Origin of the sequence: Shewanella decolorationis, from assembly GCF_004354305.1 — a bacterium.
Lineage (GTDB): Bacteria > Pseudomonadota > Gammaproteobacteria > Enterobacterales > Shewanellaceae > Shewanella > Shewanella decolorationis.
Window position 1 is genome coordinate 313,395 of record NZ_CP037898.1, and the last position, 24,678, is coordinate 338,072.

25 protein-coding genes and 1 pseudogene are annotated in these 24,678 nt (G+C 45.7%); 9 read left to right on the plus strand and 17 right to left on the minus strand.

The features are described from left to right. Positions 1-586 precede the first annotated feature (586 nt). Complete coding sequence (locus EYR25_RS01385; protein WP_133178258.1) at positions 587-1,969, plus strand: Na+/H+ antiporter NhaC family protein; 1,383 nt, start codon at positions 587-589, stop codon at positions 1,967-1,969. Between the two features lie 211 nt (positions 1,970-2,180). On the opposite strand, the gene EYR25_RS01390 is transcribed toward EYR25_RS01385, so the two are convergent. The 11 genes from EYR25_RS01390 to EYR25_RS01440 all read right to left on the minus strand — a co-directional run bounded on the left by EYR25_RS01390 (position 2,181) and on the right by EYR25_RS01440 (position 11,994). Then, positions 2,181-2,396, minus strand: coding sequence for a DUF2897 family protein (locus EYR25_RS01390; RefSeq protein ID WP_133178259.1), 216 nt, complete (start codon positions 2,394-2,396; stop codon positions 2,181-2,183). A gap of 28 nt (positions 2,397-2,424) precedes the next feature. Continuing rightward, the gene (gene kdsB, locus EYR25_RS01395; RefSeq protein ID WP_011622622.1) at positions 2,425-3,162 is read right to left on the minus strand and encodes an 8-amino-3,8-dideoxy-manno-octulosonate cytidylyltransferase KdsB; all 738 of its coding nucleotides are present in this window, start codon (positions 3,160-3,162) and stop codon (positions 2,425-2,427) included. Positions 3,163-3,244: 82 nt separating this feature from the next. Continuing rightward, a complete protein-coding gene (gene kdnB / locus EYR25_RS01400; protein WP_133178260.1) occupies positions 3,245-4,315 on the minus strand; it encodes a 3-deoxy-alpha-D-manno-octulosonate 8-oxidase KdnB in 1,071 nt (356 codons plus the stop codon). An 18-nt stretch (positions 4,316-4,333) separates the two neighbouring features. Beyond that, on the minus strand, positions 4,334-5,521 hold the full coding sequence (gene kdnA / locus EYR25_RS01405) for an 8-amino-3,8-dideoxy-alpha-D-manno-octulosonate transaminase KdnA (protein WP_133178261.1): 1,188 nt from the start codon (positions 5,519-5,521) through the stop codon (positions 4,334-4,336). Positions 5,522-5,876: 355 nt separating this feature from the next. Continuing rightward, positions 5,877-6,482: a carbonate dehydratase gene (gene can, locus EYR25_RS01410; RefSeq protein ID WP_133178262.1), complete on the minus strand. Its 606-nt coding sequence runs from the start codon at positions 6,480-6,482 to the stop codon at positions 5,877-5,879. Positions 6,483-6,822: 340 nt separating this feature from the next. Beyond that, positions 6,823-7,260, minus strand: a complete 438-nt coding sequence (locus tag EYR25_RS01415) for a substrate-binding domain-containing protein (protein ID WP_023267027.1) — start codon at positions 7,258-7,260, stop codon at positions 6,823-6,825. Between the two features lie 10 nt (positions 7,261-7,270). After that, entirely contained in the window at positions 7,271-8,449 is a 1,179-nt protein-coding gene (locus EYR25_RS01420) for a porin (protein ID WP_023267026.1), read from the minus strand. Between the two features lie 437 nt (positions 8,450-8,886). Continuing rightward, positions 8,887-9,717, minus strand: coding sequence for an alpha/beta fold hydrolase (locus tag EYR25_RS01425; RefSeq protein WP_133178263.1), 831 nt, complete (start codon positions 9,715-9,717; stop codon positions 8,887-8,889). Between the two features lie 65 nt (positions 9,718-9,782). Continuing rightward, a complete protein-coding gene (locus EYR25_RS01430) occupies positions 9,783-10,544 on the minus strand; it encodes a M15 family metallopeptidase (RefSeq protein WP_165953449.1) in 762 nt (253 codons plus the stop codon). Next, positions 10,508-11,653 carry a succinyl-diaminopimelate desuccinylase gene (gene dapE, locus EYR25_RS01435; protein ID WP_133178264.1) on the minus strand — a complete coding sequence of 382 codons (1,146 nt, stop codon included), beginning with the start codon at positions 11,651-11,653 and terminating at the stop codon, positions 10,508-10,510. Before dapE ends, EYR25_RS01430 begins: the two co-directional genes overlap by 37 nt. Further along, a complete protein-coding gene (locus EYR25_RS01440) occupies positions 11,650-11,994 on the minus strand; it encodes an ArsC family reductase (RefSeq protein WP_481882987.1) in 345 nt (114 codons plus the stop codon). Before EYR25_RS01440 ends, dapE begins: the two co-directional genes overlap by 4 nt. Positions 11,995-12,226: 232 nt before the next feature. Here EYR25_RS01440 and EYR25_RS21165 point away from each other — a divergent pair, with 232 nt between their 5' ends. Further along, positions 12,227-12,403: a hypothetical protein gene (locus EYR25_RS21165; protein WP_165953441.1), complete on the plus strand. Its 177-nt coding sequence runs from the start codon at positions 12,227-12,229 to the stop codon at positions 12,401-12,403. An 85-nt stretch (positions 12,404-12,488) separates the two neighbouring features. Here the strand turns inward: EYR25_RS21165 and EYR25_RS01445 are convergent, their stop codons facing one another. The 6 genes and pseudogenes from EYR25_RS01445 to EYR25_RS01470 all read right to left on the minus strand — a co-directional run bounded on the left by EYR25_RS01445 (position 12,489) and on the right by EYR25_RS01470 (position 19,002). Continuing rightward, the gene (locus tag EYR25_RS01445) at positions 12,489-15,161 is read right to left on the minus strand and encodes a TonB-dependent receptor plug domain-containing protein (RefSeq protein WP_023267020.1); all 2,673 of its coding nucleotides are present in this window, start codon (positions 15,159-15,161) and stop codon (positions 12,489-12,491) included. A 449-nt stretch (positions 15,162-15,610) separates the two neighbouring features. After that, positions 15,611-16,885 (minus strand): translesion error-prone DNA polymerase V subunit UmuC, encoded by a 1,275-nt coding sequence (gene umuC / locus EYR25_RS01450; protein ID WP_133178266.1) that lies wholly within the window; start codon positions 16,883-16,885, stop codon positions 15,611-15,613. Then, positions 16,882-17,277, minus strand: coding sequence for a translesion error-prone DNA polymerase V autoproteolytic subunit (umuD, locus tag EYR25_RS01455; RefSeq protein WP_023267018.1), 396 nt, complete (start codon positions 17,275-17,277; stop codon positions 16,882-16,884). Before umuD ends, umuC begins: the two co-directional genes overlap by 4 nt. A 275-nt stretch (positions 17,278-17,552) precedes the next feature. After that, positions 17,553-17,834 (minus strand): annotated as a pseudogene (locus EYR25_RS01460) (SLC13 family permease); the annotation flags it as partial. A 106-nt stretch (positions 17,835-17,940) separates the two neighbouring features. After that, positions 17,941-18,369 carry a hypothetical protein gene (locus EYR25_RS01465; protein ID WP_133178267.1) on the minus strand — a complete coding sequence of 143 codons (429 nt, stop codon included), beginning with the start codon at positions 18,367-18,369 and terminating at the stop codon, positions 17,941-17,943. Positions 18,370-18,399: 30 nt separating this feature from the next. Then, positions 18,400-19,002 (minus strand): helix-turn-helix domain-containing protein, encoded by a 603-nt coding sequence (locus EYR25_RS01470; RefSeq protein ID WP_133178268.1) that lies wholly within the window; start codon positions 19,000-19,002, stop codon positions 18,400-18,402. An 89-nt stretch (positions 19,003-19,091) separates the two neighbouring features. On the opposite strand from EYR25_RS01470, the gene EYR25_RS01475 reads away from it, so the two are divergent. The 7 genes from EYR25_RS01475 to EYR25_RS01505 all read left to right on the plus strand — a co-directional run bounded on the left by EYR25_RS01475 (position 19,092) and on the right by EYR25_RS01505 (position 24,678). Next, positions 19,092-19,316 carry a helix-turn-helix domain-containing protein gene (locus EYR25_RS01475; protein WP_133178269.1) on the plus strand — a complete coding sequence of 75 codons (225 nt, stop codon included), beginning with the start codon at positions 19,092-19,094 and terminating at the stop codon, positions 19,314-19,316. A gap of 98 nt (positions 19,317-19,414) precedes the next feature. Next, the gene (locus tag EYR25_RS01480; RefSeq protein ID WP_133178270.1) at positions 19,415-19,900 is read left to right on the plus strand and encodes a hypothetical protein; all 486 of its coding nucleotides are present in this window, start codon (positions 19,415-19,417) and stop codon (positions 19,898-19,900) included. Then, the gene (locus EYR25_RS01485; protein WP_133178271.1) at positions 19,893-20,222 is read left to right on the plus strand and encodes a hypothetical protein; all 330 of its coding nucleotides are present in this window, start codon (positions 19,893-19,895) and stop codon (positions 20,220-20,222) included. The genes EYR25_RS01480 and EYR25_RS01485 overlap by 8 nt, the downstream gene beginning before the upstream one ends. Further along, on the plus strand, positions 20,219-20,863 hold the full coding sequence (locus EYR25_RS01490; protein WP_133178272.1) for a helix-turn-helix domain-containing protein: 645 nt from the start codon (positions 20,219-20,221) through the stop codon (positions 20,861-20,863). Before EYR25_RS01485 ends, EYR25_RS01490 begins: the two co-directional genes overlap by 4 nt. Continuing rightward, the gene (locus EYR25_RS01495) at positions 20,860-21,840 is read left to right on the plus strand and encodes a MarR family transcriptional regulator (protein WP_133178273.1); all 981 of its coding nucleotides are present in this window, start codon (positions 20,860-20,862) and stop codon (positions 21,838-21,840) included. The genes EYR25_RS01490 and EYR25_RS01495 overlap by 4 nt, the downstream gene beginning before the upstream one ends. Further along, a complete protein-coding gene (locus EYR25_RS01500) occupies positions 21,837-23,597 on the plus strand; it encodes a DDE-type integrase/transposase/recombinase (protein ID WP_207953671.1) in 1,761 nt (586 codons plus the stop codon). The genes EYR25_RS01495 and EYR25_RS01500 overlap by 4 nt, the downstream gene beginning before the upstream one ends. After that, positions 23,569-24,678 carry an ExeA family protein gene (locus tag EYR25_RS01505; RefSeq protein ID WP_165953450.1) on the plus strand — a complete coding sequence of 370 codons (1,110 nt, stop codon included), beginning with the start codon at positions 23,569-23,571 and terminating at the stop codon, positions 24,676-24,678. Before EYR25_RS01500 ends, EYR25_RS01505 begins: the two co-directional genes overlap by 29 nt.

Sequence of the window (24,678 nt, forward strand, 5' to 3'; positions counted from 1 at the left end):
ACAAGTTATATATGCTAAAAACTGTAACTTTTAAAAACTATTGAACTACCACTTTCAGTGGGGATAGCCTTTGCGACTATCAAGCGGCTCGCTTAAGCTTCGGCTCACTTTTTAGAAACTTGAAAATCCACTCAGAGGTTAAATGTTAATAAAATTGTTAATCAGTTTTTGCTTAACCGCTGATTTACTGGCGGTGATCTCAGTTAATGCGGTTTTATCGAGTGTTCAGCGATTTTTTGATATTTAGGCAGATTAACTGAATGCTTATTAAGCATTTAAGGTCAAATAAAGATTTCTTTATTCTAACTTAAAGTTTTTTAAAATCAGATGGATGCGTCACTTCTTGTTTCGGTATCAAAAATTATTTTTTGTTAGCATAAATTTATAGTTGACTCGCTATTCGATGCGCTTTATTTTCTGCGCGATGTTTTCGGCAAGGCACCTAAGATAACAAGCTTTTAGCAGGTTTTATCAGCGGAGTTAGTCATCATGAAGCAGCAATATTGGCGTCCGTTATCGAGGTGATTTCAGGCGCTGTTCTAAAAACTTTTGCCTTTTAGGCGACTTATTTAGAGGACCTAAGTGCATGTCTGAACCGACAGCGTTAAGTCTTATTCCACCTTTGGTGGTATTGGTGTTGGCCGTTTGGTTACGCCGCCCCATCCTTTCTTTGATCATTGGTGCGGTAACTGGCTTTTTGTTACTCGATCCGTCGCAAGTTTTAAATAATTTCGCCAGTACTTCATTAAAAGTCATGGCCGATGAAACCATCGGTTGGTTGATTTTAGTCTGTGGTTGTTTTGGTGCGTTAATTGCCCTGTTAGTGCGGACTGGTGGTGCACTGGCGTTTGGTCGCAATGCACTGAAATTTGCCAAAGGCCCTAAATCCTCCCTGTTTATGACCTTTATTCTCGGGATTGTGATTTTTATCGATGACTATCTGAATGCGTTAACCGTGGGTGAAACCATGAAGCGTGTGACCGATAAGTTTAAAGTGTCACGTGAGATGCTGGCCTATGTGGTTGACTCCACCGCAGCACCTGTGTGCGTATTAGTGCCGTTATCCACCTGGGCAGTATTCTTTGGTGGCTTGCTGGTCGATAACGGTGTGGCGGCAGAAGGTCAGGGCATTAGCGTATATATGCAGGCGATTCCCTACATGCTTTACGCTTGGTTAGCCGTGGCCATGGTGTTACTGGTGGTGTTAGGTGTTGTGCCAGCCATTGGTCCGATGAAAAAAGCCGAGCTGCGCGCAGCAAAAGGTGAACCAGCAGAAGCACAGGTCGATTTAGACCAAGTACAAACCTCTGACGAATACGCGATTGCTGCGATTGAAGAAGAGTTTAAGCATGCCGATAATCAGGGCAAGCTGCACAATTTCTTGGTGCCTATCCTGCTCTTGGTTGCTTTTACCGTTTATTTTGAAATCGACGTGTGGAAAGGACTATTAGCTACACTGGTCGTCACTCTGCCTTACTATGCGGTGCAGCGTTTAATGCCACTGTCAGAAATGATGGATCAGATGATCGATGGTTTTAAGAGCATGTTGCCCGCGATAGGTACCGTAATCGCTGCATTCGTATTTAAAGATGTATGTGATGCGCTGCTGCTGCCACAGTATGTGATTGAGTCATTAAGCCCATTTATGACGCCTAAAATGTTGCCTGCTATTGTGTTTTTATCAATGGCGATCTTAGCTTTTGCCACGGGATCGAGCTGGGGTATTTTTGCGGTGACAATCCCAATTGTGATGCCACTGGCGCAATCGGTTGGTGCAGATATTCCATTAGTGATTGGTGCGCTTTTATCGGCGTCATCATTTGGTAGCCAAGCGTGCTTCTACTCAGATTCCACTGTATTAGCAGCCCAAGGCTCGGGGTGTAACCTAGTAAGCCATGCGGTGACACAGTTACCCTATGCGCTTATAGCCGCCGTGATTGCGTTCTTTGGCTTTATCTTCATAGCGTAAACACAGCTTAACTCGTTGATATTAAAAACCAGCTTCGGCTGGTTTTTTTATGCGCGAATGTTAATTGTAGCTTTGTGCTAACCGCAAGTTTAGGGATGAATCACTTGAGTTTACAAAATCTGAACTACGATTTAATAGGATGGTAAGAAATGCAAAAAGGCGCCTATGCGCCTTTTTGTGAGGGGAGATCAAGATGAATGCTAAGCTTGGTTTATTTGGACTGATTCGAAGACTTATCTGTAGTTTGCGTTTCGTTACCATCGGCTTCGTTTGGAGGTTGAGTTATGTCGGATTTTAGTTGTTTCTCTTTATCGTGCTGACCAAACTGTGGCAGTTTGAATTTTGCACTGTATTTCAGTGCGGCAAGATTGCTGGCAATCACCCCGACCACCAAAATAATAATGATCCACACTTCTAAGCTCGACATAACAACTCCTTATTGAGCAACGCCCTGATTAATCAACGGCTAAACGCTGCTCACACTTACGAATATCTTCTGGTGTGTCAACTTCAATTGAGTCGAAGGCACTGATAGCGACCTTAATTTTATGGCCATGTTCTAGGGCGCGCAGTTGTTCTAACTTTTCCAGATCTTCAAGGCGGCCTAATGGCAGGGCGGCGAAGGCTTGTACGAATCTGCGGGTGTAAGCATAAACACCTAAGTGTTTGTAAACTGGATAATCTTTAGTATCACGGCCGAAGGGAATACGTGCACGGGAGAAATACAGCGCGTAATAGTCGTTATCGAAGACCATCTTCACATGCATAGGATCGTCAAGTTCGGCTTTGTTGACAATTTCATAGCCGAGGGTCGCCATTTCAAACTCGCCTGGGTGACGTTCGAAGAGGCTAATAACTTGTTCGATGGAAGTCGGGTCGATAAGCGGTTGGTCGCCTTGAAGATTGATGACCAGATCGTCATCCTTCAAACCTAATTGGTTAATCGCATCATTGATACGGTCTGTGCCCGATGCGGCATCTGGGCTAGTCATAACCACTTTGCCACCGAAGCCTTCTACAGCGCTTTTAATGCGCTCATCATCGGTTGCAACATAAATATTGGTGAGGCCTTTGGCTAACGACGCGCGTTCGTACACGTGTTGGATCATCGGCTTGCCGTTAATCGGGGCTAAGGGCTTGCCCGGGAAGCGGCTTGAACCATAACGCGCCGGGATTAACAGAGTCACATTCATTAAATTATCCTACTTTATCAAAGATATGCAGTGTAGATAGACAAAAGGGCTCACAATGAGCCCTTGTCATCTGCTTGAGAGCTTAAATGCGACGGAACAGGGCAGTCAACATTTCGTCAGTGACTTTCTCTTCCCATGTTGGGCCGTACACGTTTGCCCATAATGGACCCATGCTCTTAGTCACGGCAACCATTTTCGCGATGGTTTCATCTGGCAGATCTTTACAGATGTTCTTCGGCAGGGTGATGTTGTGCTTCTTCATCATCTGACGGAACTCAGCCACACCTTCTGGGTAGAATTCTTCTAACACGTCGAAGGCGATACAGTTACCGATACCATGGTGGTAACCGAGAATGTAAGACAGACCATAAGATACCGCGTGGCATGCACCCACTTGGCTGTAAGCGATGCTCATACCGCCCATAAATGACGCCATCATCAGTTTGTCGTCTTTTTCGGGGTGATCTTCTAAGTACACTTGGCGGCAAAGCTCCATGGCTTTTTCAGCATAGGCTTTAGAGAATTCGTTTAAGAAGGTACCTTCTAAGGATTCAACGCAGTGGATATAGCAATCCATACCGGTGTAGAACCATTGGTCAGTTTCAACGCCATCGATTAACTCAGAGTCCATGATGATTTGGTCGAACACTGTGTAATCTGAGTTCAAACCCAGTTTACGCACTGGACCACATAATACTGCGGTGCGTGATGCTTCTGCACCGGTACCTGAAATCGTTGGAATACCGATGTGGTGAACCGCTGGGTTTTTGATTAAATCCCAACCTTGGTACATGGCTGAGCCGCCTGGGTTGGTCAGCATTAACGAAACTGCTTTGGCTATGTCCATGGTTGAACCGCCACCTAAACCGACGACGCTCACTGGCAGTTTGCTATTGAAAGCTTGAACTTGTTCTGTCAGGGCATCGATTTGCACTGTGCTTGGCTCATCATCTACGTTAACCCAAATCAGTAAGTCTTGGGCTTTCACAGGGATGCGTGCTTCGAGTGGTTTGCCTTGGTGAACGTCATCGACTAAAAATACCACGAAGTCATCGTCGGCTTTACGCTGTGCAGCTAAGACGTCATCTAACTGGGCGAAAGAGCCACGACCGAAGATCATCTTTTCAACTACTTTAAAATTTTTAAAACTCATTGCAAAAACTCCCTTTTATTATTGGGCAAATGCTTTCTTAATGTTTTCAATACGCTCGGCAATCTGAGCATCGGTCCAAGACAATTTAATGAGCATAGAAATAGTGCGGCTCATAATGGCATCAGATTTTGGCACAGAAATTTGAGTATAGTCAGGTCGGTCGGCGATTAATGTGATTGGTAACGCAGCAGGGGCCTTAAGCTCCTGAATGTGTTTCCAGTTTTTCAGATAATGCCAGTTGTTCACGTACCAGTAGAAGCAACCGTCAACGCCATTCTCAGCCAGTTTTTTGCTGATCTCTTGGGTACGTGCTTCTGTTGGTAGCATAAAGCTTAAGAAGCCAGCGGAATCACCCTCTGGATCGGGGATTTCGCGGAAGCTGACTTCAGGAATACTCGCCATAGCATCTTTAATGGCTTTTTTGTTTTTACGTTGAATATCGATAATGGTATCGAGTTTACGTAACTGGGCTAAACCTAAGGCCGCATTCATTTCAGAAATACGGAAGTTCAGACCCATAATCGGGTGTGACTCGGCGCCACGGTCTTTACCAATATGGTCATGGCCATGATCGGAAAACTGATGGGCGTTATCGTAAATTTCGGTGTTATTGGTGATCACCGCACCGCCTTCACCACAGGTGATGGTTTTAACAGAGTCGAAAGAGTAACAACCGACATCACCGATAGTGCCTAGGGCTTGACCTTTATAGCTGCCACCAATGGCTTGGCAGGCATCTTCAAGTAATACGAGGTTGTGCTTTTTACAAATGGCTTTGATTTCGTCCATCTTGGCCATAGAGCCACACATATGCACTAAGTTAATCGCTTTTGTGCGTGGAGTGATTACCGCTTCAATGCCTTCAGGTGATAGACACAGGGTCTCGTCGATTTCGGCAAAAATCGGTACTGCACCCGCCATGAAGATGGCTTCTACAGACGCAACAAAGGTAAATGGTGGCACGATAACTTCATCGCCAGCGCCAATGCCTGCGGCCATCATCGCCGTTTGCAGCGCGGCAGTACCGCTTGATAACAGATGCGCATGCTTAACATTCATTTTCTCGCAGAGCAGTTGCTCCATATCGCGAGTCTTCCAGCGATCATTACGCATATGGTCGAAGTTATAACGGAAGGTAAAGCCGTGCTCCATCACATCGGCGACTTCTTGCTTTTCTTCTGGACCAAATAATTCAAAACCGGGCATGGAAGGTATCTCCTTAGAATTTGTGGCGCATGGTCGCGCTGCAATTAACTGGCGGATTATAACTGGGCAAAAGATCCCTTGCGATGTTTTCTTGATGAAAATAAGGTCATGTTGAGATTTCGAGCTTAGTTTTTGCTCACTTAGCAAGATTAGGTGAATGAAATGATAAATGTTGTCTAACGCGATGAAGTTAAATGGCCACCTTGGGATAGATTTTGGCCATTCCTCGTAAATGCATAGCTGGTCTTTATCTTTAAGGCGTAAAACCAAAAACCTGCACAGTGGCAGGTTTTTGTGTTGTAACCTTGTCATGCAATCTCGGTGTTAACCGCTATCGCGATCGCGGTATGAGCATTTATACGACTTGCGCGCGATCAACCGTGACGTCAAGATCCGTTAATAGGCCATTGTCGATACCGTAAATCCAACCATGGACAGCCAATTCTTGGCCGCGAGCCCAGGCTTCTTGCACGATAGTGCTGCTGGTGACGTTGGAAACCTGTTCAATCACATTGAGTTCACATAAGCGGTCAAAGCGTTTAGCTTCATCCATTTGCATTAATTCATCATGATGAATGCGATATACATCCCGAAGATGGCCGAGCCAGTTATCAATCAAACCCAATCGCTGATTACCCATTGCGGCACGTACACCACCGCAGCCGTAGTGTCCCACCACCATAATATGTTTCACTTTAAGCACATCGATAGCGTATTGCAGTACTGATAGACAGTTAAGATCGGTGTGGATCACCATGTTAGCAATATTGCGGTGAACAAAGACTTCGCCTGGCATTAAATCGATGATTTGGTTAGAAGGGACTCGACTGTCGGAACAACCAATCCAGAGATATTCAGGGTTTTGCTGTTTTGCCAGTTGTTCAAAAAAATCAGGGTGTTCTTGACTGATGCGTCCGGCCCAGCGGCGGTTATTATCGAATAAGGGTTTGAGTAATTTCATTTTAACCTATTGTTTTATTGGACATATTAAAATGTCTTTTGCCCTAAATGATGCAAGCCGCACCTTTTTTTGCGCTTGAGTATACCAGTAAAATCGTGGCCTCTGGTCTATCCAATTAAGTTTAAACTCAGGTTTGTTGGCGATGTTAAAAAACTCATCTGCAAAATACCACGAGTAAAAGTTACTGTTTATTAAATAAAATTAATTGGTTATGGCTATTCGGTGCCATGTTGAATGGCAAAAGATAGGGGTAAACAACTATTGGCGGGTTTTCCACAGAATGGTGATATTGATGCCTTCTAGCGAAAGAAGGCATCAATAGTTGAAGGTTAGTCAAGAGTTAAAATTTACCCACGACTTTGACATTAGGCGTGACCTCAGCGGCATCAACAAACCCAATCATATTGGGGTTTGCTGCAACCAGATTCAATATTTCTGCACTTGAATCCACCACTTTGGGGGGTTGACCTTGACCCGAGAATACCAATTTTGACCAATACGCTTTTAGCTGACTCTCCGTCTTATTCAGGATCTGTTTGACAAAGGCTTCTCTGACTGGCGAGCCTTCGGCCTGATCGAGCGCAACTATCGTACCGCCATTAGCAAAGGTCTTGAGCTTGCCTGAGTAAATTCTTGAAATATCTGCCGCAGTAATTTCTGAGGCGTTGGATGGATGTACCACTACAGCAATTTCGGCTTGGACCCAAGGGCTGAGCAAGAGGAGCAGACTCAAACCTACTGGCTTTAGCAGTTTTTTTGTTGTTTTAGGTAAATTCATAAATCACTCCTTAAAAAACAAGATCAATAGCCATACTCAACAGTTGCTCATCGGAGGACGGCTTATCATTGCTGTAATTGGTATATTCGAGTTTGAGTGCCGCAGAGGGATGAAAATCCCAACGGGTGCCAATGATGTAATAGGAGCTGTCTTCTTGTTGTGCTTCTAATGCGGCTTTCGTTCCCATCACTAATGGCGCGAGTGCAGCTTGATTGGCTGGTGGTAGCGCATTATAGACTGGCAGCATAGCATCATAGGCATCATATTGTGGGTCGCCTTTATCAATGCCATAGGTTAAATGGAAGGTAAAATCATGGTAACGAATACCCGCGGAGACAAACGCTGAATCTTGGATGTTAAAGCTACTTGGATCGACGTCAATTCGGGTGTATTCCGCCAGTACGAACCATTTTCCAGCATCATATTTTACGTTTGCGCCAATCAGTAGCGCGCTATCATCTATCGCGAGTAAATCATCTACAACTTGCTGATCGAATAACCCCGTTTGGGATATGGCGTCACCTAAGCCAAGCAGTGCGGGTAATTCATATGAAAAATCAGTTACGACACCAACATTTAACCCATACTCAAAACCTGAAGTGATAAAGTTAAAGTTCATGATATGGCCCTTGGCTGAAAAGGGCGCTGGGGGCGTTGATGAACCGACAGGCGCGTAGTCTGATACGGATGTCGTAATATACTTGTAGGTTAAACCCACCTCGGTATTACCCCATATATCTGAATAAACTAAACCTACACCTTCTCCAGAATTAAAGGGCAATGAGTAAACTCCCCTAGGTGGCGTTATCCAATGATAGGCATAGCCAACATCGATATAATCGGAATATTTGTAAAGATTAAAGCGCTGTCTTCCTGCCATCAGCATTAATTTATCGCTAATGTCATAGGAAATATAAGCCCATTCAAACTCCGCACTATAATCGTCACTGCCACGGGAGAGAACTTGTGCTGTTGCCCGTAAACCACCGCCTAAATCGGCTGCAAATTGCAGAGCTACTTTTGAATCGTTATTAAAGTCGATTTCTTTATCATAACCGTAGTAACTTTTATCATCGGATAAGCTTGAACCTGCAACAATGGAGGCAAAGCCGTTTATTTCAACATTAGCGTATAGGGAAGGAATATAGAGTGCGCTTAACACGCCCAGTGCAACTGTACTTTTTCTCATGTTAAAAAACCTTTTTGAGGGAATACAGTTATAAAGGTAGTTGAATATTTGGGGGTTTCACGCTGATTTAACATTTTTGAGATGAATTTAACAAAATGTGATGTTAAATCCCATTTAATGATAAAAACATTGAAGGGGATGGGTATCTGGATTTTTTAATTGCCATGTTGCTTGTTGTTTATGCAAGGCAAACTTCGCATTACTAGTTCATCATAACTTCGGAAGCTGAGGTGTTAAAAACCAGCATAAAGAGACAATCTAGCAAGTACATTTATCGTTGACTGTGACCGTATGCTATTTGCGGCTTATCAGTTTTATCCCTCGTCTTTTGTGGTCGATGGACAATTTGACGACATTCGAAATCGTCAACAAGCGCTAGTCAATTTGAATGATTTTATGTGAGAGCATGGGGCCATGCTCTCGATATCTCGATGAGACTAGATGTTTTGGCTGAGGAATAGAGATAGTTGCTCAGTGACAAATTCTGCTTGTTCTAGGCTGGAAATATGCCCAGCGTTAGGAATGTGCACTAATTGACTGCCATCGATGGCATCACTCATCAAGTAACTTTCTAAAACACTGCGCGCCTTGTCTTCTACACCCACCATGATTAAGCAAGGTAAGGTAAATTGTTCGGCAAACTCCATAGTATCGCGGCGGCCAAAAATTATCCGCCCAAGCTTAACAATGCTCGGGATAGTCTCTGGCGTTTGGGCTGCCAAGTAGGCTTCAAAACGCTGAACTAATTCGGGATTATTCGCTTTGGCATTATCGGCGAAAAATAGTGGTGAAATGGCGCTGATAAGCGGCGCAGGTATGCTGCCTGCGGCTTCGATCATATCCAACATGCCAAAATATTTGGCGCGGGTGATCTCAGGCTCAAAACCGATAAAACTGTCTAGCATCACCAGCGCATTGACACGGGCGGGCGCACTAAGCACGAGCTCTGCGCCCCACATCGCGCCCACGGATAAGCCGATCACCGTAAATTGCTCGATATCAAGGGCGTCCATCAGGGCTAACATATGCTCACTGATGTCTAACAGACTGTTGCAGCTTGCTGGGACGGCATCCGATTGGCCGTGTCCCCAGAGATCGGGCACGATGCAGCGATACTGTTGACTTAAGCTAACAATTTGTGGCGCCCACATGGCGCTATCCCAGAGGTAACTGTGGCCAAATAATAGCGCCGGGCCTGAACCTATATCGAGGTAACTGAGTTGGCTACCAGCGATGTTGAGTTGTTTTCTGTATAAAGAAAAATCCATAAAACCTACTTTTTTAAGACAAGAACTGAGTGTAAGGTGCCATCAAGTTGTTGAATTGCGAAACCTTAAGGCTTTGCAATTCGATGTACATATTCCGCGACTAAGGTTGGTAAGCGGGCGAGCACCGCTTCTTTAAGCAACATATCGCTGTGCTGGATAACCTGCGCTAAGGCCTGCACCTCAAATTGGGGTAACAGGGTTTGAGACACGGGGAAATAGCTGATATGCCATGGCTCGGCGCTGACGGCGCTTTTACCGCGTTGAAAAGGAAAATAAAACCCAAAGTTTTTAGCGTGCTGGAGTAGCCACTGGTGCAAGCGTGCGCAGGGGCCGCTGTCAGTGTATTCGGCTTCCACTAAACGCAGGGATTTCACCTCGATTTGCTTGGCATCAAATACATCGATATCCGTACCCCAATGGTGGCGTGACGCACCGGGCAATGCCGACCAGAGTAAAATCAAATCAACTAATTCATCATCGCTGAGTGGACTGATATCCACGGGCTGTTCGTTGATATCGAGCACTGCACGCTTACCGCTGGCCTTGGCGTTCCAAATGGCGAGTTGCCGGTCAAAAGGACGATAGGCCGAGCAAATCGCGAGAGCTATCCCATCTTTGGCGGCGCTGTCCGCCATCGCCTTAAAGGCGAGGGCGGTTTGAGCCTCCAACCTAAAGCGAGTTTCGCTCGGGTGATGGGGACTCAGTAGTTCGACCAGTTGCAGTCTCTGCGCTGACTCTTGTGTTACTATTCCATACAGCTGGGCAGTATTCCTTAAGCGTGGCGTGGCGTTTAACACAGTAACTGTTCCAAAATCACTTCGTAGCATAGGGCTAACTGCTCGAGATCATCGACCTTTACGCATTCATTCACTTTATGGATAGTGGCGTTCACTGGGCCGAGTTCCAACACTTTGGCGCCCGTTGGTGCAATAAAGCGTCCGTCAGAGGTGCCGCCGGTGGTTTGCGGATCCGTATCATAACCAGTGACCTGACGAATCGCATGGCGGGTCGCGTCTAACAATGGGCCTTCGCCAGTTAAAAATGGCAGGCCGTTGAAGGTCCAGCTGAGGTCATAATCCAGTTCGTGGGAGGTCAATAAGGCTTCCACACGCTCGATTAATATCTCGGCGGTCACTTCGGTCGAATAACGGAAGTTAAACATGACCTCTAGGGTGCCTGGGATCACGTTCGATGCGCCCGTGCCGCCATTAATATTGGCGATTTGCATGCTGGTGGGCGGGAAGAATTCGTTGCCATTATCCCAATGGGTTTGGCTTAACTCGGCTAAAAACGGTGCGGCTTTGTGGATTGGGTTATCCGCAAGGTGCGGATAGGCCACATGGCCCTGAATGCCCTTAACGGTTAAGTTGGCGGTGAGACTACCACGGCGACCATTTTTGACTACATCACCGAGTTTTAGGGTCGATGAGGGTTCGCCCACTAGCGCCCAAGTGATTTTTTCATTGCGGGCTTCTAGGGTGTCGATAACCCGTGTGGTGCCATTGATAAAGGGGCCTTCTTCATCGCTGGTGATCAAAAACGCAATCGAGCCGGGATGATTAGGGTGCTTAGCCACAAAACGTTCGGTCGCAACGATCATCGCCGCCAGCGAGCCTTTCATGTCGGCGGCGCCGCGACCATAAAGATAACCGTCAATAATGGTTGGTTCAAAAGGCGGGGTATGCCAGCGGCTTAAATCGCCCGCGGGCACTACATCGGTATGGCCGGCAAAACAAAATACGGGGCCTGCATTACCGCGACGCGCCCACATATTGGTGGTGTCTTCAAAGACCATGGGCTCAATATTAAAGCCAATGGCAGCAAGACGTTCGGCCATCAGGGTTTGGCAGCCTTCATCCAGCGGTGTGACCGAGGGACGGGCGATTAACTCTTTAGTCAGTTCGGTAACCGGCCCAGTTTTCGAAGCGTGCGTCATAGGGAAAACACCTTCTTATATTCGGCTTCGTTAAAGCCTACCAGCACTTGTTCACCCACGGTGAGCACAGGACGCTTGATCAGCGTCGGATGAGTGAGCATCAGTTGAATGGCTTTGGTTTGGTCGATATCCGCTTTATCGGCATCACTCAAGGCGCGAAAACTGGTACTGCGTTTATTAAAGACGGTTTCCCATCCGGCAATTTGACACCAATGCTGAAGATCCTTTTCTGCTAATCCATCTTCCCTAAAGTCATGGAAGTTGACCGAAAGTTGATGGGTTTCAATCCATTTACGTGCTTTACGCACTGTATCGCAATTTTTAATACCAAAAAGGGTCAAGATGATGCTCCTATCGAGGGGCGCCGTTGGCACGCATTGATTTTGCTCGCATTGTGGCATTGTGCGCTGGATGCCACAAGGGGGATATATGGTTGTGTAGGCGGTAACTATTCAGAATGCCCCTAGAAATATCCGGGCAAACAGCGACGAAAGCTTAAGCGTCAGTTAAGTATTGGCTTCTAGGCTAAGTTTTGAGCTTGGGTATTGAGCCTAAGTCGAGAAGGGGATCGCGATGAATATCAGTACAAGCAGCTCAATGTTAGCGCATAGCTATGCCGTCAACCGTTCATCTCTAACCGCTGCGTTACAAGCTCAGCCTGCGCCAGCCAAGGTGGAAGAGCTGAATGAGTCAGCCAAGGAGCGCGCCCGTGAGGCGAGTCAAGGCGAATCGATTGATACCTATGCCTAGCTGAGTGTGAAGCCTATAGATAAAAGCCGAGCAACTGCTCGGCTTTGTGTTTTAGGAAGCAAGACTAATTAAAACATGAGGTTGATTAGAAGTTCATCTCTACCGCTAAATAATATTCACGCCCTACAACGTTGTAGTAAGAACGTGGATAATGCGGCCAAGAGTTTTGGGTTTCATCAATCTCTGGACCCGCATCGAAGATATTATTTATACCGCCGGATAACTTAATCGCATCGGTTAACATATAGCTGGCGGCCCAGTTCACTTCGATATGACTGTCGATAGTGACGGCATACTTGTCCGCTAACCCATTGTTAATAAATGCCTCTTTACGCTGGCCATTCATGCTATCAGTGTACTTGAACAGCAGGTTGGTGGCGAAGTCATCATAGTTCCAACCGATATTTAAGTTACCACGGATTTTGGGGGCCGAGCCGTCACCGTCAATCAGATCTAATGGCTCAGAATCAGGGGTTAATTGCTCTTCCCACTTCAGCAAATAGGTGCCTTCGAGACGGGCAGTTAAATCACCGTAATTTGCAAGCTCATAACGATAACCAATAGAGAAGTCGATACCCGAGGTTTCTTGGGATGACATGTTAATCGCTTGGGTATTAACCTGGGTTAATTTACCGTCGGCATCACGGAAAATCTTATCGGCGAAGGCGTCAGCGTGATCCAAGATATACTGGGCGCTTGGGCTATTAACTAGATTGTCGATTTCAACAATCCAGTAGTCCAAGGTGAGGTTGAAATCGTTGTAATCCCACACCATGCCGAGGTTATAGTTTTTACCTGTTTCTGCCTCAAGATCAGGATTGGCGCCGATAGTGATGGGCAGTGAGTCAATCTTCTCACAGGCAGGGCCAGATCCACCCGCGGCATCACAGGTCGGGGTATCAATTACTGTACTATAAGCCGCGGTAGGCTCACCAAATAAGCGCTGCATATCCGGTGCACGGAAGGTTTCCGCATACAGACCGCGTAATAACAAACTATCAATCGGGCGATACTCTACCGCGACCTGTGGGCTAAATTGGCCACCCACATCGGATAAATCGTCGTAGTAGTCGTAACGGCCTGCAAGTGTGACGGTGAGGTTTTCGATTACCGGTACAGCAACCTCGGCATAACCTGCATATTGCTCACGTTCACCTTGGGCGCTGCTACCACCTTTACCCATGACACCGCCGTTAGTGGTAAATGTATCGGATTTGTCATAGAACCATTCTTTACCGTATTCGACGCCCACGGCATAAGCTACTGTTCCTGCCGGTAATTCAAAGGCATCGCCACTGATCCCTGCGTTGAAGCTCGATAGGGTGGATTGCCCCTTTTTACCGCCTTGGAAGTCCAGCAGTGCAGCATCGTCTGCGGAGATCACATCCAGTAGGGAATTACCGTTAGTACCCGCGGTGAGGTAGTTCCACATACTTTGGTAGGTTGGCGAACCTGCGGTGGTAGAGTCTACCGTTTGACGTGCAATCGACCATGAGGTGTCGTATTCGATAGTATCTGTGAGGTAACCTTTGCTGCCTAATAAGAAGGAGAAATTGTTCGTCTCAAAATCAGAGGTGCGCGGACCTAACTCAGACATACGACGAGTGTAGTAATAGTCTCCATCGGCAGCACCGGCGAAATCTCCGCCGAAGGCGGTAGTTTTATCGAAGACTTGGGATAACCCATTGAGCTCATCAATGATAGTGACGTTATTGCCCGACACGTTGAACATAAAATCTTCGCCAACTGTTGCCGATTCAATCTCAGTGTAGGTGGATGCATGGGTATAATCGAGGCGCGAATACAGCTGATGATTATCGTTTAAGTCTTTGGTGAGGTTGATCATTGTTGAGTAGCGCTTTTGCTCAGGCGAAAAGTCGCGCTGCGCTGAGCGATCGAACCCACACTTTCCATTGGCCATCATCACATAGCCTCGTGCTTCACAGTCGGCAGCACTTAAGGTTTTTAGTAATTTGCCATTGCTGTCTACTAGGTTAGCGCCATAGGAACTGTAACCAGCATAGTAGTTACCAGGAATAATATCTGTGCCCCATTCTGGGCGATCCGAGGCTTTTAACGCTTGACGGTCTTCATACTCAGCGAAGAAGGTCAAGTTCGCTTTATCACTGCTCACGCCAGTCATAAAAGAGAATTGGTTGTTTTGCAGACCACCATCGAAGGTGTCAGAGCGACGGTATTTGAAGGTACTTTGTTCAACGTCTTTCTTCAAAATGATGTTAATAACACCGCCCATCGCATCTGAGCCGTAAATAGCCGAAGCGCCTGTGGTTAAGATCTCAATACGTTCAATCGCGCCTAACGGAATGTTTGCCGTATCGACAAAGCTATCGGTACCACCGGCACCAAAAGGATATTTAGGCACGCGCTTGCCGTTGATCAGGGTCAGCACACGTCCAGCGCCCACACCACGCAGGTTGACGGCAGACGCCGCTGGGGTAAAGCCGTGGACTTCCTGCTGGGTCATTGAGCCACCAGAGTTTTGCGACAGATTACCTAACACGTCTTGAACTGAGTTAAAGCCGCCTTTTTCGATGTCGGCAGCGCTGACCACCACGATTGGGGAGGCATTTTCAAGATCGGTGCGTTTAATGCGTGAACCTGTTACTTCGATACGCTCAACTTTATTATCGATCACAGCCGCTTCATCGGCGGCAAATACTTGCGGTGTCACCGAGGCGGAGACTAAAGCAAGTAAACTAAAACGAACCGCACGAGCGACGGTTGTTTGCGTAGTCATATTTTCATTCCCTTAACAATGCCATGACGATCAGGAAGGGTTTCATCAAGGCTTATATTTATTTGCAACTGCCCTCCATAGCCGAAAAATTATCATTAACAACTTTAATATCAATAGCTTAATTGTTGTGTTGTTGATGCGTAAATGTTGTATTTGTAATCTTTGGCGAACTAATTAAGTGAGATAAGAAATAAATAATGACGGCATAGCGTGCGTTTTGTGGGTGGTTGTATCTTAATGTAACGAAACATTATCTTTACAATGTCAATTTTTGTACTAGGTCTTTAGTTTGATTGAGTTTTAGATTCTGTGAGCTACATCAAGTTGGGATAAAAGCGGTAAATTGGGAGTATCTTATTAACTGTTGAAAATAAGTGCATTATTGTTGAGGCTTCAGAGATTTAACAAATCTTAACAGGTAAGCAAATGGCTTGTTTGCATACTATGGCTTATTTTACTGTCGGGATGTGTGTCCATTGTGTGGTATAGCGAGGAGAGAGTTGGCCACGCTTCATGCACCAATCGGCATTGAGTCCTTGCCCTGCAAATTGGATCTTGGCTTTACCGCTGTGATTAACGCTATCCAGTAGTTTCATCAATTCTTTACTTTTAGGTTGTGGTTTGACTTCATCAAATAATCCTAGCTGAAACACACCTGGTGCATAAAAGTCCCCCAGCATCACACCAGCCTTGGCATAGGCATAGCCATCACGCCAAAGCCTAGATAACAGCCGCTGTGCTAATGCAATGAAATCGCGGGTATCGTCACTGGGATAAGCTAAGTTACCCGTAAGCACCTGACTGCATTTGGGCTGATGCTCAGTGAAATAACTGGTGCGAATAAATACGGATAGAGTGCGTGCAAGTTGGCCCTCTGCACGCAGTTTTTCGCAGGCTCGACAGGTATAATCATTGATGGCCTGTTGCATTGCGGTGAACTGGGTAATGCGTTCGCCAAAGGATCGCGAACTCACGATTTGCTGTTTTGTTGCGACGACCTGCTGAATATCATTACAGGCAATACCGTTAAGCTCGTGTACTGTTCGCTCGACTATTACGGAAAAGCTGTCTCGGATCAGTTTAGGCGGAGTATCGGCGAGCTGGAGGGAGGTATGTATCCCCATCAGTTTTAAACGTTGAGCAATTTTACGGCCAATTCCCCACACTTCATCAATTGGCGTCAAGGCCATTAAACGCCGTTGACGTTCTGTCGTGCGTAAATCGACAACGCCTTGAGTCATTGGGTATTTTTTAGCGGCATAATTGGCGAGCTTGGCTAAGGTTTTACTGGGGCCGATGCCGACACAGACACTGATCCCAATCCATTGTTGGATCCGTTGGCGGATCTCTGTAGCCAACTCCGCGATATCTTGACACTTATCGAGTCGAGAGAGGTCTAAAAAAGCCTCGTCAATTGAGTAGACTTCTACTCTTGGCACCATTTGTTCGAGAGTGCTCATCACTCGATTTGAAATATCGGCATAAAGTGCATAGTTGGACGAAAATACCGCTATGTTATGGGAGCGGATCAGGTCCATCACCTGATACACGGGGACGGCCATTTTTATGCCTAATTGCTTTGCCTCCAATGAGCGCGCAACGACACAACCATCATTATTGGAGAGCACAACAATCGGTTTACCTTGAAGATCGGGCCGAAATAAGCGTTCGCAGGAAGCGTAGAAGTTATTACAATCAACAAGGGCAAATAGTGAAGCAGTCATTTGAGTTTTTTCACCACACAAGTCACCACACCAAATAGGTTGAGTTCGGAATCATGGTGGATGGTAATGGCTCTAAATGCCGGATTACGGGGTATTAATTGCACAACCGGACGTAATTGCAATTGTTTAACGGTGAATTCACCATCAACCGCGGCGACCACAATATCGCCATGTGCCGCTTGCAATGACCTATCCACCACTAATATGTCGCCGCTGGAAATGCCCGCATCCACCATAGAATCCCCTTGTACTTTTACAAAAAATGTCGCAGTGGGATGTTTAATGCATAATTCATTGAGATCGAGTGATTGCTCAACATAATCGTGGGCTGGAGAAGGAAATCCCGCCGCAACGGAGGAGCTAAAAAGTGGATACTGTGTTTGTATACGCATAGGAAGAACAATAAAATTTAAGTGCTGTATATAAAAACAGTATAGCGTATTTTGATGACTTGTCGAAAGCGTGTTGAGTTCGACGGCAAATAAAAAGTTGCAGACATATTGCTACCATTGAAAGTGCCACAGTAGCAATAATCTTGAGACTACCTTGGTAACGGCCAATCTAATGCATGTGTTCGTTTTTGCTTGGCTTTTGGTTGCGGCAATTCTTCACCGCAACTAAAGGGGATGTTCCACATCATCTAGGGCTACTCCCTGTGCTGTAAAACTTAGCTTATCCATCCCAGTAAGAGCCACCAAAGGTAGTCCAACGGCATCAGCAGCAATAAAGTTATCAGCGCTAAGGGTAAGGTGACTTTCAGCAGATGGGTGAGGGGTTCCTGAGACAGTTGCATCGCCAAAATCAGTGGTGCCACCTGATAGGGAAATATTACCGTCGAAAAACCGATCACTTGCGTCATCAGTACCGCGGGGAGTGAAAACCCTGTCGCATTCGCCAAGTCCGCGGCCATGGGGGTTAATACCGTGGGCACGCCAGGCACGGTAGTGATCTAACCCACGATAATTCAGAGCCTATTTCACGATAAATACCGAGATTAGATAAAGAAGGCCAAAATTAAATTGGCTCGTTTTGGGATGATTTAACCAAAAAAAAGGCTATCTCTCGTCAATTTTATAGCTGCGAAGGATGTAGTAAATGTTATTCAAGCGTTGTCTTTCAACCTCTATCACTGGCCGCTCTCTATTAATGAGCTTTAGCTGAGCAAAACCAGGGAAAACAACTCCAAGAATGAAGGCTAAAAACAACCATTGGCCCCCATTGCCTAGATACCTACACAGAAAAAACATGGGCAAGGTAATCATCAGAATTTTGGAAGGCAGACTTCCCCAAATCTTTGCTTCAGCATCCTTGATGATTTCTTTACTGAAGTCTCTTTGAGCTCTTAATTCTTCAATAGTACATAAGGACAACAGCTTTGGTTGATTCGGTTCGATAGTCCAATGGTTAACTATGTCACGGCCAGCAATTTGGTGATAGTGCCCCTCAATCTGTTGAGTAACCTGATAGTTTGGTTGCTGTTTCATTAACCAACTCCATAATCATCTGCCATGAGATTACTTCGCTTTTTTCACTATATCGCGACCAGCAACCTCATTTTTGTTTCCTGAAACATGCTGTTTGACAGATGTCGTATCATCATTTTTTGATACCCCAAAGACTTCATTAGCATCGATACCTACCTTCTTAAATACTCTGCTTTCTTCTTCATAAATAGGAGGTAATTTGCCTATTTCTACCCTTGATTGTGCATGAGATATTTGAGCGAAGTAAGCTACTTCCTCTCTAACAGCCCTTGTCCAGTTATCGTTAGGCTCCAGTAGCCTAATAACTCTGTTGTATATCAATCCTACGTTATGGATAGTTAACAATTCAGGAGCAGTTTTTTCAAACTCCATTCCTATACCTTCCAACAACATAGGGTCGAGGCCACCTAAATAACTACGACCACTCACGCCAAGCAATAAATAATCTAAAGAAACATCTTTTGCAGTGGCAAAGCTACAAATCCTTTCATAAGGGATTGTCCCTCTTCTTTTCCAAGTAGACAAAGTTTGGGGGCTAACTCCAAGAACTTCTGCGACATCAGCGTCCGTGTAAACATCACTTAGTTTAGCAATTCTCGATAAAACATCTACAAGCTTTAATTCAATATTCATATTGACAATCCGATACTACATATGAATACTACATTTGAGTAATGAGTATTCTTTTTGTTAATTGTATATACATATTGAGGAGTTTCACTATGAACGTCAATAATCATATCCCTAGCCGTGACTTATACAACCAAGTGAGAGCTGGCTTTATTGGCCAGGGTTCTTCTTTAACTAAATGGTGCCGTAACAACGGAATCAAGCCACAAAATGCTATCCATTGCCTTATGGGCACATGGGATGGCCCTAAGGGGCAAGCGCTACGTGCAGAACTGATCAATGAATCCGGCATAGCTGCAATCTCCAAAGTGGCATGAGGTCGAATATGAGCATAACAGCCCAAGCAATACTGAAAAGGAGCAATCCTCAGATGTTTTTGGAAACGCTGTTTAATGCCTGTTTAAAGGAGATTCCAATGGCTAGAACCAGTTTGCTTAAACGTAATGCCGTCTCTATCCCTCACGCAATTGAGCTATGTCTCGAAGTCGCCAGACAAAAGCATAACTTTAGTGTTGATCGTGTGGCCGATGGTATGGGACTCGCGAATAAGTGGGTGATCTATAAATGGATGGAGTCAGGCCGCCTACCTGCGTTAATGATCCGTCCGTTAGAACAGACCTGTGGTGCCGATTTTGTTACACGTTATTTAGGCCATTCAGCCCATAAGCTGCTGATAGATATCCCCACTGGCCGCAAAGTAAAGGCGGTGGATATTAATCAATTGCAAGCCTCATTTACGCAAAGTGTCAGCTTGATCCTCGCGTTTTATGAAGGCTGCGCCAATCAAGCCGAAACCCTTTCATCACTCACGCAGTTGTTAGAAGGTGTTGCTTGGCATCACCAGAACGTGGAGCAACACAGCCAACCCCAATTAGAGCTGGATGGAGGGTTTGATGAATAACGAATATCTGATTATGGCTATCGCTAAGTTACTGCAAGGCTTAGAAAAGCATGAAGCGATGACAGTGCTAACTGAAGCTAAGCTATCTTTGAATTTTGATAAATCGCCCTTACCAGAGCTGAAACAGTGCGCCAATACCTATAGGAGAGGCCAGCCTACAAAAATCAGTCAAGATCCAGAAGTTGAAGCCTTTATTCTTTCTCTGCCATACATGAGGCAAACAGACATATTAGCTGAGGTAGCGGCTAAGTTTGGGGCTGATAGAACTCCTAGTCGATCAGGGTTAAGTCGCTACTTGATGATGAAGAGGAAAGCTGTATGAGTTATCAACCTCCTAAAGTCAGAAACACCAACACGTTAGTCAAGGCTGAGGCCATTTTTCAGCTAGTCGCTGAACAAGGGGACCAGGGCTGCACACTTAAGCAATTGCAAAAACAGTCTGGACAACCTCGAACAACGGTACATCGCGCACTGGCGAGCTTTACCACGATGAACTGGCTAGAACAGGTGGCGCTTGATGATCGCTCCGTGTGCTGGCGGGTCTCACCGACATTATTAAGGCTGGCATTTAATTTCCGCCGTAAAGCACTCGGCGGACAACAGAATGATCTGATGGACGTTGATGGAGCCATGGCAATGAATGCGATTGAAATTAAACAGAGTAAGGATGTCACCATTAAAGCCGTTAGGGTGTTTCAGCTTGTCGCGAGCGCATCCCTTAAAGGTAAAACGCTTGATGAACTGCAATACCAATCCGGCTATGCCAGAACAACCACTTACCGCTTGCTATGCACTTGGGAGCGTTTGGGCTGGTTAAAGTCCGTTGATGCTAATGGACGAAGTGAGCGCTGGTGCATGTCTGAAAAACTCTTGGCCTTGGCGCATCAGTACCAAAACCAAAGGCTACAAATGATCCATCAAATCAAAGAAAAATATCAATCTGTTGCAGGAGAAGAACTATGAGTAATCCCTCATCACCCCCAAGCCCATCCGAAATTATGCATGGGTTGGAAATGCAACGTCTTGGAGAAGCCCAAGCAGAAATCACGCAGAAAATGGAAGCGAATATTGAAGGGCTAGTTTCTGGGGACAAACTCGCTGGAGCAGCTAGCGCATCAATCCTCGTTGGTCGCATTCAAATGGCTAACGCCGTTAAGCAATTCGCCAGCGTCGGCAGTCTCCAAATTTTAAAAAATGTAAAGGAAACAAAGGATTACAAAAATCTTAAAGGTTTAAAATTGCCGACAGGAGAAATTTTGCAAGGGACTTGGGAAGAGTTCTGCAAGCTGATTGGAGAGTCGAAATCCAATGTTGACGAACGTTTGAAGAACTTAGAGGTGTTCGGTAAAGAAGCCCTTGAAGCAATGCAAGCCGCTGGTATGGGGATTCGCGACTTACGCCGCTTGCGTCAATTACCTGATAACGAGCTAAAAGCTATTGTAGACGGCGATCAACTGACAGTCGGTAGTAAAGAGGAAGCGCTCGATATCATTGAAGAAATGGCCGCCAAACACCGTGCCGAGTCCAACAAACTCACTGAAAAGCTTGAGCACCTTGAACTATCGGCTAAAGCTTCTGATCAGCTTTTAGAGAAGAAAGGCAAACAAATCCATGAACTTGAAAAAGCCTTAGAGATAGCTAAAGGCAAAGGAACTCCTGCCCAAATTAAGCAATTGGAAGCCGAGCGCAACAAAGTATTAAGCCAAGCTATTATTAACGCGAAATACGAGATATTCAAAGGGTTAGCCGCCTTTGAAGATGCGGTTGCCGCAATTCAAGCCATTGACCATCCATGTGATCTTGATGATGAATACCAAGGCAGTATGCATGACATTATCTCGCGGATGATGGAAGGCAGCGCTCGAGTCGGTCTTGATCAAACTATTATCACAGCCCTCAATAACGAGCTGATGATCTATCAACAAGGATCAGCATTATGATGTCGTCACTGCCTATTGAGCACATAAAATACTTGGACGGCATTGCCCAGGAGCTTGCTTCTGCTGGGCATGGTCAACAAGGCGTAATTGTTGACCGTGCATGTAATTTCCTCGGGTTAACACGCAGCTCTATTTACGAAAAGTTATCGCAAGTCGGCTGGTCTTCTGCTCGTAAAAAACGCTCAGATCGCGGCCAATCTCGGGTGACCTTGGAAGAAGCGACTTGGGTATCAAATTTAATCCGGCAATCTCAGCGCCAAAACAGTAAATCGCTGATGTCGGTTGAGGATGCGATTGATATCGCCTATGCCAATGGACACCTAGCCAATAAGTGTTCAGCCTCGACAATGCTGAGGAAGATGGACGAGTTCAATGTTCATCCCAAACAGCTTAATGCTAACCCTATTACGCGCAGTATGCGCAGCCTGCATCCTAATCATGTATGGCAATTCGACGTCTCAATCTGTGTGCTGTATTACCTCAAAAACCAAGAGGGTTTACAGGTCATGGAAGAGTCAGAATTCTATAAAAACAAACCCGCGAACTTAGAGCGAGTGAAGAATGACCGTGTGCTGCGCTACCTTGTCACCGATCATTACAGCGGCGCATTTCACTTAAGCTATATCTTGTCGCCTGGTGAAAGCGTGGAAGCCATTACTCAATTTTTAATTGAAGCTTTCAGCAAGCGTTCAAGTAGTGAACTCATGCACGGAGTACCTTTTATCCTCATTTGGGATGCGGGCTCGGCCAACATGGCCGCGATGACAAGGCGCTTATTGGATAAGCTCAGTGTTAATCACATCATACATACACCAGGCAAACCTTGGGCTAAAGGTCAGGTGGAGAGTATGCATAACGTGATCGAAAAGAAATTTGAGGCACGCCTAGCTTTCCAAGCTGTTAATAGTATTGAAGAACTCAATGCGATGGCGACGCTCTGGTCTATTGGGTTTCAAAGTGAATCGAAGCACACCAGATATGGGCAAACTCGCTATGGCCTGTATCAGACGATTCGTCCTGAGCAATTACGGCTAGCGCCCGATGCCGAGGTTATGCGTAGCTTTGTGCAGACAGATAGAGTTGAGCGCACTGTTAAAGCTAATGATCTGAGCATCACCTTTGTCCCCAGCAAGGCGCATAACTCAATGACCTATTCCCTAGAACACTTAGGCGTTTATGCTGGTGAAAAAGTCTATGTGAGTGTGAATCTATATCGCTGCCCAGCAATTGATGTTGAGCGTGTAGATGAGCATGGTGAAGTCCATAGCTACATCGTTGAACCCATGGAAAAAGATGATGCGGGCTTTAATATCAACGCGCCCATTTATGGGGAGAATTACCGCGCTATTAGTGACAGTCTACCGCAACGCCGCAAAAAAGAGATGGATAATACTGCTTGGGGAACGAGTGATCCTCTTGAGATTAAAAAGAGCCGCAAAGGTCGAGTTCGTCGGGTGGCCTTTAATGGTGCGATTGATGCCATGGCCGATATCAAGCAACAAACACCACCTAGTTTTATGCAGCGTAAAGGCCAGCCTTTGCTTGTCGATATCCCAACGATTAATGAACCGCCATTGTCTGACATTAAAACGTGGAAGCTATTAGCGGAATCGTTAGGTCTAAAAGGCGCGGCGTTACAGCCTTATAAGGAGGCACTCAAACAAGCATACCCTACAGGTTTTACCCGTAAGCAAGTTGAGCAGTTCATTAATAACTTAGGAGGCGATGATGCTTGTGCTCAAACAGCGGCTTTATGAGGCGGGATATACCATAAGTGATCTTGCGGTGAAGATGTCATTTCAATACCCCATAGTGCATAAAGCCTTGCAGCACGGCGTATTGCCCCAAAGGAAACAAGCACAATTTATGGATGAGGTTCACCACTTTTTACAACATAAAGACATTGCAATAGAGGGTGTCTGGTCAGAGTCTGCCAACCCTGACCAGACGATACTCCAAACAAAACAACACGAAAACGAGTTCAATCTGGAGACAGTAATGCTAACACATGCCAGCTTAAAGCACTTTAAACTGTTTAAAAACCCATTCATCAATGACATTCGTGAAGCTAAGGATGTGTTTTTAAGTGAAGATAGCCGCTACCTTCTCGCAGCTATGCGTGATGCTGCAAGGCACCAAGGGATCTTAGCCTTAGTCGGGGAATCAGGGGCGGGTAAAAGCGTGCTACGTAGGCAGTTGTTTCAGGATCTTCAACATGATGGCGATGTGGATATTATTCAAGCAAAAATCATTGATAAAACAGCCGTTAGCGCCGCTGGATTGTGTGATGCCATTATTGGCGATATCAGTGAAGAAAAACCTAAACGTTCATTAGAAGATAAGGCTCGCCAAGTCGAACGTTTGCTTAGAGCTGGTGCCAAAGGCGGTCAGCGTTATGTGCTGATCATTGAAGAAGCCCATGATCTCAGTATCCCTGTTTTAAAGTATTTGAAACGCTTTTGGGAGTTGGAAGATGGGTTTTCCAAACTGCTGGGTATTGTGCTGATTGGTCAAACTGAGCTCGCCATTAAGCTGAACGAGCGCAAGAACTATCAGCTAAGGGAGTTCATACGCCGTTGTATGGTTGAGCATGTGCCTAATTTAGACGGTGAAATTGGCGCCTACATTACTCACAAGTTTGAACGGGCTGGCGGGCAAATAAGCAAGATCATGACTGAAGATTGCTTTGCTGCAATTAAAAATCGACTCACCACTAAAGAAACAGGCTTTAGTATGGTGTACCCGCAGATCGTTAATAACCTCGTGTCCCGAGCCATGAACTTAGCCCAAGAGCTAGGGGAACCCGTTGTTACAGCAGAATTGATTAAGGAGTGCTAA

What these genes read in the sequence shown, in the direction of transcription:
- can (WP_133178262.1), bottom strand. Translation starts at nt 6,482, where the DNA reads ATGAAATTACTCAAACCCTTATTCGATAATAACCGCCGCTGGGCCGGA.
- EYR25_RS01500 (WP_207953671.1), top strand. Translation starts at nt 21,837, where the DNA reads ATGATGTCGTCACTGCCTATTGAGCACATAAAATACTTGGACGGCATT.
- kdsB (WP_011622622.1), bottom strand. Translation starts at nt 3,162, where the DNA reads ATGAATGTGACTCTGTTAATCCCGGCGCGTTATGGTTCAAGCCGCTTC.
- EYR25_RS01420 (WP_023267026.1), bottom strand. Translation starts at nt 8,449, where the DNA reads ATGAGAAAAAGTACAGTTGCACTGGGCGTGTTAAGCGCACTCTATATT.
- EYR25_RS01425 (WP_133178263.1), bottom strand. Translation starts at nt 9,717, where the DNA reads ATGGATTTTTCTTTATACAGAAAACAACTCAACATCGCTGGTAGCCAA.
- EYR25_RS01465 (WP_133178267.1), bottom strand. Translation starts at nt 18,369, where the DNA reads ATGAAACAGCAACCAAACTATCAGGTTACTCAACAGATTGAGGGGCAC.
- EYR25_RS01390 (WP_133178259.1), bottom strand. Translation starts at nt 2,396, where the DNA reads ATGTCGAGCTTAGAAGTGTGGATCATTATTATTTTGGTGGTCGGGGTG.
- EYR25_RS01385 (WP_133178258.1), top strand. Translation starts at nt 587, where the DNA reads ATGTCTGAACCGACAGCGTTAAGTCTTATTCCACCTTTGGTGGTATTG.
- dapE (WP_133178264.1), bottom strand. Translation starts at nt 11,653, where the DNA reads ATGACGCACGCTTCGAAAACTGGGCCGGTTACCGAACTGACTAAAGAG.
- EYR25_RS01495 (WP_133178273.1), top strand. Translation starts at nt 20,860, where the DNA reads ATGAGTAATCCCTCATCACCCCCAAGCCCATCCGAAATTATGCATGGG.
- EYR25_RS01445 (WP_023267020.1), bottom strand. Translation starts at nt 15,161, where the DNA reads ATGACTACGCAAACAACCGTCGCTCGTGCGGTTCGTTTTAGTTTACTT.
- EYR25_RS01485 (WP_133178271.1), top strand. Translation starts at nt 19,893, where the DNA reads ATGAATAACGAATATCTGATTATGGCTATCGCTAAGTTACTGCAAGGC.
- EYR25_RS01480 (WP_133178270.1), top strand. Translation starts at nt 19,415, where the DNA reads ATGGCTAGAACCAGTTTGCTTAAACGTAATGCCGTCTCTATCCCTCAC.
- EYR25_RS01415 (WP_023267027.1), bottom strand. Translation starts at nt 7,260, where the DNA reads ATGAATTTACCTAAAACAACAAAAAAACTGCTAAAGCCAGTAGGTTTG.
- EYR25_RS01475 (WP_133178269.1), top strand. Translation starts at nt 19,092, where the DNA reads ATGAACGTCAATAATCATATCCCTAGCCGTGACTTATACAACCAAGTG.
- kdnA (WP_133178261.1), bottom strand. Translation starts at nt 5,521, where the DNA reads ATGCCCGGTTTTGAATTATTTGGTCCAGAAGAAAAGCAAGAAGTCGCC.
- EYR25_RS21165 (WP_165953441.1), top strand. Translation starts at nt 12,227, where the DNA reads ATGAATATCAGTACAAGCAGCTCAATGTTAGCGCATAGCTATGCCGTC.
- EYR25_RS01430 (WP_165953449.1), bottom strand. Translation starts at nt 10,544, where the DNA reads ATGCTACGAAGTGATTTTGGAACAGTTACTGTGTTAAACGCCACGCCA.
- EYR25_RS01470 (WP_133178268.1), bottom strand. Translation starts at nt 19,002, where the DNA reads ATGAATATTGAATTAAAGCTTGTAGATGTTTTATCGAGAATTGCTAAA.
- umuD (WP_023267018.1), bottom strand. Translation starts at nt 17,277, where the DNA reads ATGCGTATACAAACACAGTATCCACTTTTTAGCTCCTCCGTTGCGGCG.
- EYR25_RS01490 (WP_133178272.1), top strand. Translation starts at nt 20,219, where the DNA reads ATGAGTTATCAACCTCCTAAAGTCAGAAACACCAACACGTTAGTCAAG.
- umuC (WP_133178266.1), bottom strand. Translation starts at nt 16,885, where the DNA reads ATGACTGCTTCACTATTTGCCCTTGTTGATTGTAATAACTTCTACGCT.
- kdnB (WP_133178260.1), bottom strand. Translation starts at nt 4,315, where the DNA reads ATGAGTTTTAAAAATTTTAAAGTAGTTGAAAAGATGATCTTCGGTCGT.
- EYR25_RS01505 (WP_165953450.1), top strand. Translation starts at nt 23,569, where the DNA reads ATGCTTGTGCTCAAACAGCGGCTTTATGAGGCGGGATATACCATAAGT.